Consider the following 12278-nt stretch of genomic DNA (forward strand, 5'->3'; position numbering starts at 1 on the left):
TATCACTAATGATCTGGACATCATATAAAATATCTTCACTATTTATAAAGGAATAGTTAAAAACATTGCTATTACTTATTTATTACTTAATAATTGAAGTCTTGAGTAAGTATACCATTCTTTTTTTAAAATGGTATAATAGTCCAATCTTGTCAAACTCTATATTTCATTGTAAAATAAAGACTTTAAATAGTAAAATTTTTAGCAAAATTATCCAATAAAAATGACAAATTATGAAAAAAAAATATATTTCCCAGCAAAAATCCACCAAAGGTAATCATGCAGTGGTTATCGGTGGAAGTATGGCAGGGTTACTAGCAGGGCGGGTATTAACAAACCATTTTGAACGAGTAACAATAATAGAACGCGATCGCTTTCCCGAACATCCCCAATATCGACCAGGAGTACCTCAAAGCAATCATGTCCATGTGCTATTATGTAAAGGGAAACAGATTTTAGAGCAACTGTTTCCTGGTTTACTAGGAGAATTGGAAACAGCAGGAGCGCTTAAAATTGATTGGACAGCCGAATTTCCTTGGTATAATTTGTTTGGTTGGGAACCTCGCTTTCATTCTGAATTAAAAAGTTATCTTTGTAGTCGGCATCTTTTAGAGTGGATGGTACGCCATAAATTAGCTACTTATGATAATCTGCAATTTCTAGAAAAGACTCAAGTAACAGGTTTACTCAGTCAAGTTAGTAACACAGTTACAGGGGTACGACTCAAATCAAATTCTCAGATACAAGATTTAACTGCCGATCTAGTTGTGGATGCTAGTGGGCGAAATTCTTCTCTACCTAAATGGTTAACTGCTTTCGGATATCAATCTCCTGAAGAAACTGTTATCAATTCTTTTTTGGGGTATAGCAGTCGATGGTATCAGGTGCCAGAGGGTTTGCAGACAGATTGGAAAGCATTGGCAGTAGCACCAAAACCACCAAGCGATACCCGTGGTGGGGTCATTTATTCGGTGGAAAACAATTGTTGGGTAACTACTCTGTGGGGTGTTAACAAAGATTATCCTCCGACCGATGAAACTGGTTTCCTAGAATTTGCCCGTAGTATCCGAAACCCCATCATCTACAAATTTATTCAAGAAGCTCAACCCATTTCGCCAGTCTATGTCTACCGACGTACAGAAAATCGTTTGCGTCATTACGAGAAATTATCAAGATTACCAGACGGTATTGTTGCGGTAGGAGATGCAGTCTGTTCCTTCAATCCTGTTTATGGTCAAGGTATGACTGTAGGTGCCTTGGGAGCGATCGCTCTCGACGAATGTCTGCAAAACTATCCAAGTCTCAAAGGTTTAACCAAGGGTTTCCAGAAAAAACTTGCTCAAGTTACAACTATTCCCTGGTTGATGGCAACTGGAGAAGACTTACGTTGGCAAGGAACAGAAGGTAGTAAACCAGACTGGATGACAAGATTAATGCAGCAATATTTAGACCAGGTAGTGATGCTATCAGTAGAGCGCCCGGAAATTTACCAAAAATATGTAGAAGTTGTGCAGCTAAATCACCCTCCGAAAATTCTATTTCACCCTGATCTGATGGCAAAAATATTAGGACAAATTATCAAAAACTATCAAAAATTTGAGCCAAAACACCAAGAGCAAACTATTCCCAAACTGCTTTGTTAATTAGCTATCAGCTTTTTGAACACTGATTGCTTACTACTGTTCGCGGAGTGTTCCGTCAGGAAATGCTGACCGCTTCTTTAAATAGTTATAATTAAAGCTCGTAGTAGGGCTTTAGCCCTATCTATATTTGGGGCTAAAGCCCTACTACAAACGTAATCAGTTATCAGTTATCAGTTATCAGTTATCAGTTTTTAGTGACCTTGTTGCCAGTTATTAGGCGTAGGTTGGGTTGAGGAACGAAACCCAACAAGAATGGCGAATGCCATTCGCCCTCTACGGATAGCGTATTGTCTAAGAATTTGCGTAAGTCCTGATAATATAACTTTCGTTTTTCAATCTGAATACCTAATAGACATCTCGGATAATCAAAAATCAAATCAATCCCATGCCCAAAAATTATCAATTATTTCCCCTACTTCCTGCTGCCTACTCCCTACTCTCTACTCCCTCTTTTCCGGAGAAGTCTAATAACTATTGTTGGGTTTCGCACTTAGCTCAACCCAACCTACAGTATTATGTCTAATTATCTAGACTTAATATTAGCCATCAGTTAGCTCCTAAACACCCATTAAACTCAGCTCTTCAGCAAGAGCATCTATAGTGAAGCGAATTTGCTCCTCTGTATGATTACAAGTGATAAAAAAGCGTAGTCGAGCTGCATTTTGTGGTACAGATGGGTAAAACATAAACGGTACATTAATCCCTCGCTTAAATAAATTTTGGGATAATATTACCGACTTAATAGATTCACCTACAATAATAGGTATAACTGGAGAATCTTTACTCATTCCAGTATTTAACCCTCGTTCGCGAGCGCAGTGCAAAAATAGTCGAGACATTTCTTGTAGTCTTGCTACTCTTTCCGGTTCTTTCTTTAACAACCGAATAGCAGCTAATACTGATGCTGTATCTGGTGGAGAAATACCTACACTATAAACAAATCCTGGAGAAGTATATTTAAGATATTCTACTAATGCTTTGCTACCAGCAATATAACCACCGCAACTAGCAAAAGATTTACTCAGAGTACCCATCCATATATCAACATTATTAGGATTAATCCCAAAATACTCACTAATACCACGACCATGTTTACCAATAGTACCAATGGAGTGAGCTTCATCTACCATCAAAAAAGTTTTGTAATGTTTTTTAATCTCAATAAATTTTGGTAAATCTGGAATATCACCATCTGTACTATACACACCCTCTATAGCAATAAGTACCCGCTTATAACGATGACGGCGATCGCGCAGTAACCTATCTAAAGCTTCCCAGTCATTGTGAGGGAAAGCAATAATAGTTGCTCCTGATAATAAACAACCTTGGAAAATACTATTGTGACTTAAAGAGTCATGGAGAATTAAATCATTTTGTCCGAACAAATGACTAATAGTAGTTACATTAGTAGCATGACCCCCAACATAGAGAATACTATCTTCTACACCAATAAAATCAGCAATTTCTCTTTCCAATTCCTGATGTAATGGCTTTTCTCCTGATAATAACCTACTGGCAGAAACAGAAGTACCATAATGATTAATAGCTTCCTTCGCAGCATTAGATACGAAAGGGTCGCCACACATACCCAAATAATTATAGGTAGCATAATTCACCAGTTCCCTACCACCAATAACTGTAGTATTATTATTAATCCGTTCTTGAGGTATAAAGAAAGGATTACCAATACCAGTAGAATTAATATCTGCTAATTTCTTTTGCAGTTGTAAATATTCTGGATAGAGGTCAAAGTTATAATATTCTAGAGGAATTTCTTCAGTTTCCGTAGTTGGATTAGAAGTTGAGACCTCAACCTCATCTTCTAATTTTTTGTGAATATTTGGCCTGGTATCCTCAGAGGTATCTTCGACCAAATATTCAGCCAAGGACTCAATGGTGGGATAATCCAATAAAAGAGTAGGAGGAAGTCGCCGACCCAAGAGATTTTCTAATTCTCCAGAGAGGTTGACCACTTCAATGGAGTTAAGACCATAATCAATAAAATCCCGCTCAATATCTATTTCACTGGTGTCAACTTCTAGCCGTTCGGCTAATTGCGAGACTAACCAGGATTTAATATTATCTCTGACTGGAGATGATTTTGGGACTTGCAAGGCAGGGTCTGGATCATTTTTCACTAAAGACAGATGTTGGCTGTCTTGCTCATTCATAAGCTGGTTCAACAGTTTCATTGTTCACTCCTGCACCACATTAAAATTGCTTGTCACTTAGTTTTGTCTAGTAGCTTATATGCAATAGCACATATTGGGGTAAAAAAGTCCCTCTAGAAAATCAGAAATCAAATTTCTGAGTTATGGAGAGCAACTTTTGAGTTGTAACAATTACCTGAAATAGCTAACTATTTCAACTGATTGACCACCCCAAAAAAAAGACTGGGGAAGGCATGATGGTTATTGTGCCACGATCATATACGAAGTAGGGAGAACCAGCTATTAGAAGTCAGAAGTCAGAAGTCAGAAGTTAGAAGTTAGAAGTCGAGTAGGTTGGGTAGAACGAAGTGAAACCCAACAAAGCTTTATTGTTCCGGACTTACCCACGAATCTGAAACTATACAAAATTTATAGGTGTTAACAGCCGTTTTGCTCCACAACAGGAAAACCCCAACTACATAGGATTTGCTGAAAAAAGCAGAGCGTGGGATGGGGATAGTGGGGAGTGTGGGGAGACAGAGAAAGTAGGAAAAATAATTGTCCCTTGATTTGTCTGTACTTGTCTACCCAAAATCCTAACTTTTTGGTCACTCAAGCTTAAAAGTTGGCACTTTTTTCGACCCAAAAAGGCTAAAACCTTTATGTATCAGTGCTTTTATATTTGATCGGCATAGCAATACATAAGTTGGGTATGCGTAAGTCCAGTCGTTGTTGGGTTTCGTTCCTCAACCCAACCTACACTCTCAAAAAATCAACTCCTACCAAGCCAAAAGATTCATCCGTGGAATTATACTTTTCTTTTTTGATTTTATTTTTGACTTTTGACTTCTTTATTGAAATATCTGTAAATTTCCAGCTAAAAAACCTTCGCGACAAGCATAACGCTGAACTTTCCCACTAGAAGTTTTGGGAATAGATCCCGGTTTGAGCAACAATATCTGATAAATTTGTAAATCGTGATTTCTTGATACAGACCGTTGGATAGATTTAATTAAGTCCTGAGAATTATCAAAATTTTCTGTCCCACACTTACCATTACGCTCACTAAAGAAATCAACCGCTAATGAGCCAACAGATTCATCAGTAGAGTTATACTTGTGACTTGTGACTTGTAACTTTTGACTTCTGTTAAGTAGTTGACGAAAATTACGTTCTACTTCAGCTACTACTACTAAACGTTCTTCTCCTGCCACTTCTACAGAAAAGCTAGCAATACAACCTGGTCTAATTAGGGGATGACTTTGCTCGACTGTCCATTCAATATCTTGAGGGTAATGATTCCGACCATTAATAATAATTACATCCTTGAGACGACCCGTCACAAATAATTCCCCAGTCTCCAGAAAGCCTAAATCTCCAGTTCTCATAAATGGCTCTTCTTCAGGAGCTTCAGCTAAATAAGCTTCAAAAGTCTGCTTCGTTTCCTCTGGTTTGTGCCAATAACCTTGAGCAATACTTGGCCCTGATACCCAAATTTCTCCTACTTCTCCCTCAGCACAAAGAGTTAATTTTTCTGGATGAACAATTTTAATCTGTTGGTCTGGCAAAGTTTGACCACAACCTACTAATCTTTTTGTTCCTTCTGTTTGAGAAACTAAGACGATCTGGTTTTGTTCTAATGCGGTTGTCGCAATAGTAGTTTCCACTGGTGGAGAAAGTTTATGACCCCCAGAAATAATTAGGGTGGCCTCCGCCATCCCATAGCAAGGATAAAAAGCTTCCCGGCGAAAACCACAGACAGCAAAAGTATTAGTAAACCGTTCTAAAACTTCGGCACTAATGGGTTCTGCACCATTAAAAGCTACTTCCCAACTACTTAAATCTAAGTTTTGTATCTGTTCGGGCTTAATTTTACGGACACACAAATCATAAGCAAAGTTTGGTCCACCACTGGTAGTGCCTTGGTATCGAGAAATAGCTTGTAACCAGCGCACCGGACTTTGGAGGAACATTAAGGGAGACATGAGCATGACAGGAAAGCCTCCATATAAGGGTTGCAATATTCCACCGATTAAACCCATATCGTGATAGGGAGGTAGCCAAATTACTCCTTTACTTTGAGCAGAATGTCCAAAACATTGATGGATCAGACCAGAATTATGCAAAAGGTTCTGGTGAGTAATCATTACCCCTTTTGGTGTGGCTGTGGAACCGGAAGTGTATTGGAGGAAGGCGAGGGTATCCTCATTAATATTGGGTTCTTGCCATTTATCAGCAAAAGTGTCAGGAATAAGGTCAGTGGCTAACCAACCTAAATTATCTAATTCTGGGGTTTCTGACGCGCGACGTTCTAGGCTAGAGATAATAGATTTAGTTGTTAGAGCTATTTTGGCCTTACTATCTCTAATAATTGTTTGGATGCGCTCTAGGGAACGATTTGGTCTGGGTGGATAGGCAGGAACTGCGATAATTCCGGCATAAAGACATCCAAAAAAAGCGGTAATATATTCTAGTCCCGGTTGATAGAGGAGTAGGGCGACTTCTCCTGGTGGACATACTGACTGGAGATAGGCAGCGATCGCTCGTGAATGTTGGTCTAGTTGTTGATAGGTAAGGCTAATTTCGTCTGTTTCTCCATCTATTAAGAAGCTATAACCTATTTTTTCGGGGTTTTGGATAGCTCTGTTTTGTAATAAGTCTACTAATGTTTGAAATTTTTTATCTAAACTATTCATTTGATTTTTGATAGGAAAAGACAACGATAATAGGAAAGGCACGACAGAAATTTTAACGCAGATATAGGGATAATTAAGTAGTCAAACATAATTAAATGTCAAATAGATTATTTTTTGATTGTTCTGATTGAAATTTTGTCGTTCTCAACCATTTTTTTGAGTGAATTTATAGAGAGTAAATTTGGAAATATAATACAAACAAAATCAACAGATAAATTTTTTCTCATGCACATCTCTAATAAAAAAGGGAGGTTCTATGCAAAATCTCTACAGGAGTTTGAGAAAAGTTTATATAATCTCTGGAAATAACAATTATGATCAACTTTTCTAAGAATTGCTTTTGAGGAAAAATTAATCTGAAGCTGCAAAATTATTATAAATTTCTAGTTAGAGCTATTATTTAAGTCTGAAATAAAATGACAGAACAACACATCACTCTAATTACAGGTGCAAGTCGGGGAATAGGTTTCTCTACAGCAGAATATTTGGCCAAAAAAGGACATCTGGTAATTGGCCTAGCACGTCACGTTCCAGAAAAATCCTTTCCTGGTGAATTTGTCACAGTTGACTTGAGCGATCGCCATGCCACAAAAGAAACTCTGGCTAATTTAAAGTCGCAGTATGCTTTTGATGGAGTGGTAAATAATGTAGGAATAGCACACCCAGAGCTACTAGAAGAAATAACACTAGATAATTTCGATGCAGTTATTGACTTAAATTTGCGTGTTGCTATCCAAACTGTGCAAGCAGTGGTGCCATTAATGAAGGCAAAAAAGTGGGGTCGTATTGTTAATATTTCCAGTATCGCTGCTTTGGGAGCACAAAACCGTGGCACTTATGCTGTCAGTAAGGCCGGAATGATTAGTTTCACTCGCACTTGGGCTTTGGAGTTGGTCAAGAGTGGGATAACTGTTAATGCTGTTGCTCCTGGGCCTATTGATACAGAATTATTTAGATATTATTACCCATCAGGAAGTGAAGTGGAAAAGCGCTATTTAAGGGGGGTACCAATAGGGCGCTTTGGTAAACCTTCGGAGGTAGCTGCAACTATTAGTTTTTTCTTTTCAGAAGAAGCAGGTTATATTACTGGGCAAACTCTTTTTGTAGATGGTGGTTCTACTATTGATATACATCCTTATTATAAGGCAAGTTAACGAAGTCAGAAGTCAGAAGTCAGAAGTCAGAAGTCAGAAGTCAGAAGTCAACCCACCCCTAACCCCTCCGGTGGAGGGGAAGTAGGGGATGGGTGAGCAACTCTCCAAAAATATTGCGCCTTAAAAGGCGGGGTTTTAGACCCATGTTATTTTGATAAATTATTTTACTCTCTAGAAAAATGGCAGAACAACACATTACCCTCATTACTGGTGCAAGTCGGGGAATAGGTTTCTCTACAGCAGAATATCTGGCGAAAAAAGGACACCTAGTAATTGGCCTGGCGCGCCACACCCCTGAAAAACCCTTTCCTGGTGAATTTGTCACAGTTGACTTGAGCGATCGCCATGCCACATCAGAAACTCTGGCTAATTTAACTAAGCAGTATGGTTTTGATGGAGTAGTCAATAATGTAGGAATAGTACACCCACAACCATTGGAGGAGGTAACACTGGATAACTTCGAGGCAGTTATTGACTTAAATTTGCGTGTTGCTATACAAATTGTTCAAGCGGTAGTGCCATCAATGAAGGCGAAACGGTGGGGTCGTATTGTTAATATTTCCAGTATCGCTGCTTTGGGAGCGCAAGACCGCACCAGTTATACTATAGCAAAAGCGGGAATGATTAGTTTGGCTCGCACTTGGGCTTTGGAGTTGGTTTCGAGTGGGATAACTGTTAATACTGTTGCTCCTGGAGGAATAGAAACAGAAATGGCTAAACGCATTTGTCCGCCTGGAAGTGAAGTTGAAAAGCGGTGTATAAGTGGGATACCAATGAAGCGTTTTGGTAAACCTTTGGAGGTAGCTGCAACTATTGGGTTTTTCTTTTCAGAAGAGGCAGGTTATATTACTGGGCAAACTCTTTTTGTTGATGGTGGTTGTAGCATTGATGTACATCCTTATTACAAAGGAAGATAAGTTATGAAAAAACAACCAAACTATTATTAATTTCTCGTTGTGGAGCGCTGAAGCGCAACTACAAACTAAGACTTTGTTGATAACTAATTATTTGAAAATGATATAGGTAATCAGGAGAATACTATGCACATCCTAAAAGCTGGGCTAATTAAAAGTGGCAACTTTTGGCTCCATACAATCTTACATAATATTATTGATTATAGTGATTTTGAGTATAAAAGTTTTATTCAAAATCAACCCATATATGAACTTGCTAAAACTTGGGATATCGATCATCTCAAAGGGCAGATTAATATTAATTGTTTAGATATTACAAAAAATGCTGTATTTTATAGAATAAGTAATATATTCAGATATCCAGTTGATGATATGGATGATTATATTAATAGCTCTACTTTGGTCTGGAGTCATTCCCAGATGAGTAGTCATGCTTTAACTATTATGCAAAAATTTGACAAGATAATATATATTGTTCGTGACCCTAGAGATGTATCAATTTCTTGGTCTAATTTTGTGTTTACTCCTTATGTAAGAAGATATTTTCCTTTTTTTACTGTTGATGAAACTAATCCAGAAATTTATTTAAACAAAAATCTGACAACTATTGTTTCTGATTGGATGAATCATGTAGGAGGATATTTAAAGCATCAGAAAGATTTGAATATTCATTTTGTTTTTTATGAAAGATTGCTACATGACTTTGACCGAGAGCTAGAAAAAATTTTAGAATATTTGGAAATTGAATTAGATGACGCAGCAAGAGGAGAAATCAAAGAAAAAGTCTCATTTAATAATATGAGAAAAGATAGTCCTAATCATATAAGAAAAGGAAAGTTAGGACAGTGGGTAGATATTCTCAGCGATGCACAAAAAGAGGAAGTTTTGGAAATGGCAACTCCTCTCTTAAAACTATTAAATTATCCACTGAATAGTCAAATAGATTCTCTCCCAGAATTACCAGAAAAATTCCCAGAAAATCTGAATTTACCTGATGGGAAAGTGGTATTACTTAAACCATCAAATCATTAAATTCAACTATTCAAACGCACAGGCGAAATGCCAAATGCAATCAACCGCGCCAGAATATCCCGCAGTATCGGTAACCGCAAAAAAGCAGGAACAGTAAACTGCTGATTTTGATTCAGCGCACGAGCAATCATTCGTTTTTGAGCTAACCCCTGAAACCATTGAATAACTCTAGTTGGAAATTCCCGTTGGCGCTGGACTTCTGCCAAATCCCACAAATGCCAACTCCCGCGTTTCAGGGGTTCACTGAGAATATTTGTTGCTACAACTGCATCTTGAATGGCATAATTAATACCTACCCCACCTACCGGAGACATAACATGAGCAGCATCACCAATGAGTAGTAAACCTGGACGATACCATTGAGGAAGACGACTAGACTCCACAGACAAAAAAGCAATATCAGACCAATCTTCAAGTAGATGGGAACGGTCGCTAAATTCTGGAACTAACTCAACTAAAGACTTGCGTAAAAAATCTATACCAGCAGTACGCAATTGTGCAAAAGCACCCTTAGAAATCATATAACCTATTTGCCAAAAATCTGAGCGATCGAGCAAAACTATCATCTTACCATTACCGACGCGACCTGATAAACCATTAGGTTCTTCTGACTTGCGTGGCAAACGAAACCACATTACATCCATTGGTGGGGAAGTTTTAATTGGTTCAAAACCTGCTAACTGACGCATTCGGGAGAAACGACCATCTGCACCGACTGTTAATAATGCTCGAACTTCGTACCAACCTCCATGACTGCGATAACGTATCCCACGCACTACTCCATCTTCTTCGATAATTTCCTGTACGTTAGCACCCATGATTAAATTAAAATTGGGATACTTTTGTGCTTCAGTGGCAATAAAATCTAAAAATTTGGCTTGTGGCAAGATAGTAATATAGGGATATGGAGTTTTTAAGTGACTGAAGTCAGTGAGATTAATGTCACCAGTGGGAGAATTTAACTTGAGTGTGCGAATTTTGGAGTGAGGCAACTCTAGCAAACGGTCAGCTAAACCTATTTGTGCCATTATTTCCATTACGGAAGGATGAATAGTATCTCCTCGAAAGTCGCGATCGAAGTCTTGATGTAATTCCAGTAAAGTAACTGGGATACCTTGACGCGCTAACAATAATCCTAATACAACTCCTGCTGGACCACCACCAACTATACAACAGGTTGTTTGTTGTACATCAATAATTTCATGGGTATGATTAGTCATTTTCTTTCAGTTTTTCCTTTAATTGATTTAACTGTTCGGGAGTTAGTTTTATTTGTACTTCTAATAACTGCTTGACATCCTGAAATAAGAGAATATTATTTTCGACTAAAATTTCGGGGTTATTAATTTCAATTCTTTGATATTTTACTTCTGGTAAGGCGACTCGAATTACCAGTTTTTGTTGAGATTGTGGAAAAATATATAATTCCTGACGAGTATGATGTAGTGCTAATTTTTGCACAGTTGTATTGCTTTCTGTAGGAGAATTAGGTTTCTGCCAATAAAGAGTAATGCCACGAATTTCTGGTTGAGAAATGAGAAATATTTCATCAAATCTTTGTGCTTCCCAATCAAGTTCTGAAATATCTCCACTATCAGGAATTAGTCGTTGTCGCCAGGTAATTTCTTTTCCTTCTAGAGTTGCCCACCATTGACGAATAGTATCTAGATTATTGGAATTTTCTGGATTATTACTACCGAGTTGCCAAATAGTTTGAAGTTGCATAATTTTCCGGATAATTGTTGACTAAAAAATTAATTACTAAGATTGTATAGCATTTCTCACTAAGGGTGAATAATGGGGTATTCTTATTATCCTTTTGCTAAATTAGGAGTTCCAATTTGATGTCTTAACTCTGGAAAAGGATAATTGGGAGAACGATAACGATTACTAGAAATTTGCCAATACCATACTGCATTAATTTGATTGGCTCAAGCTTGTACATAATCAGTAATCATTTTTTCTATTACTTGATTATTTTTAAAATCATAAATTTGATAAATTTGATTTTTTTTCTATAAAGTTGTCTATATGTTGATTAACATTTTTAACAGTTTCAGCAACAGCTTCATCAAAATACATTCTTTGATAATATTCTCATACAGCAATTAGATTTAATCTTGAATTATCTAAAATAACTGCTCTTTCATAGAAAAAAATATCATTCATTAATCCACAAATCTTAGTCGTTAATTTTTTCCATCCTATTAATATAAGGATGTTTTTTTATCTTATCTGGCAGATATAAATCATTTGCTAATTCTATTGCAAATCTTACCGATAAATTGTGGGTATGCACCTCCCCTTTGAAGGGGAAAAAAGCGGTCGGAAAGCGGAGCTTTTCATGTCGCCCAGGGTTTTCCTACGGAACATGAAAAACCTTTGCGGTACCATGACCTTAGGAAAGTTGTGCGGAGCGCTAAACGCCATATCCAATCTCCTCTTGAGAAGAAAAATTTTTTCCTTTGAGTAAATCCTATCCGTTTTCAATAGAGAGGTAATTATTAATTATTAATTGTTGAAAGAACCCATACCAGAATCTAACTCTCTTAGTTTTATATAAGCATCAATAGGATTATTATTTTCCGGCAAAAAATCCTGAATGTTATATGTGGTAGATTCAAGATGTTCCAATTTTATATTAATAAAATTTTGGAGCCATTTTGCGTTAGTTAGTGGTTTAACAATT

General features: G+C 37.3%; 8 protein-coding genes. 4 read left to right on the forward strand and 4 right to left on the reverse strand.

Going from position 1 to position 12278, the window contains the following annotated elements; all coding sequences use genetic code 11:
* Window positions 1–233 precede the first annotated feature (233 nt).
* Window positions 234–1643 carry an FAD-dependent oxidoreductase gene (locus tag F6K22_RS14525; protein ID WP_293098822.1) on the forward strand — a complete coding sequence of 470 codons (1410 nt, stop codon included), beginning with the start codon at window positions 234–236 and terminating at the stop codon, window positions 1641–1643.
* 557 nt (window positions 1644–2200) lie between these two features.
* Here the strand turns inward: F6K22_RS14525 and F6K22_RS14530 are convergent.
* A complete protein-coding gene (locus F6K22_RS14530) occupies window positions 2201–3835 on the reverse strand; it encodes an aminotransferase class I/II-fold pyridoxal phosphate-dependent enzyme (protein ID WP_293098825.1) in 1635 nt (544 codons plus the stop codon).
* A gap of 809 nt (window positions 3836–4644) precedes the next feature.
* Window positions 4645–6489: a fatty acyl-AMP ligase gene (locus F6K22_RS14535; protein WP_293098828.1), complete on the reverse strand. Its 1845-nt coding sequence runs from the start codon at window positions 6487–6489 to the stop codon at window positions 4645–4647.
* A gap of 416 nt (window positions 6490–6905) precedes the next feature.
* On the opposite strand from F6K22_RS14535, the gene F6K22_RS14540 reads away from it, so the two are divergent.
* The 3 genes from F6K22_RS14540 (at window position 6906) to F6K22_RS14550 (ending at window position 9589) form a co-directional block, all read left to right on the forward strand.
* Window positions 6906–7643 (forward strand): SDR family oxidoreductase, encoded by a 738-nt coding sequence (locus F6K22_RS14540; protein WP_293098831.1) that lies wholly within the window; start codon window positions 6906–6908, stop codon window positions 7641–7643.
* Between the two features lie 179 nt (window positions 7644–7822).
* Window positions 7823–8560: an SDR family oxidoreductase gene (locus F6K22_RS14545; RefSeq protein WP_293098834.1), complete on the forward strand. Its 738-nt coding sequence runs from the start codon at window positions 7823–7825 to the stop codon at window positions 8558–8560.
* Between the two features lie 123 nt (window positions 8561–8683).
* A complete protein-coding gene (locus tag F6K22_RS14550; protein ID WP_293098837.1) occupies window positions 8684–9589 on the forward strand; it encodes a sulfotransferase domain-containing protein in 906 nt (301 codons plus the stop codon).
* Between the two features lie 2 nt (window positions 9590–9591).
* On the opposite strand, the gene F6K22_RS14555 is transcribed toward F6K22_RS14550, so the two are convergent.
* Window positions 9592–10809: an FAD-dependent oxidoreductase gene (locus F6K22_RS14555; protein ID WP_293098839.1), complete on the reverse strand. Its 1218-nt coding sequence runs from the start codon at window positions 10807–10809 to the stop codon at window positions 9592–9594.
* Window positions 10802–11314: a hypothetical protein gene (locus F6K22_RS14560; RefSeq protein ID WP_293098842.1), complete on the reverse strand. Its 513-nt coding sequence runs from the start codon at window positions 11312–11314 to the stop codon at window positions 10802–10804. The genes F6K22_RS14555 and F6K22_RS14560 overlap by 8 nt, the downstream gene beginning before the upstream one ends.
* Between the last annotated feature and the right edge of the window lie 964 nt (window positions 11315–12278).

Source organism: Okeania sp. SIO2F4, from assembly GCF_010672385.1.
In the GTDB taxonomy this organism is placed as follows: Bacteria; Cyanobacteriota; Cyanobacteriia; order Cyanobacteriales; family Microcoleaceae; genus Trichodesmium.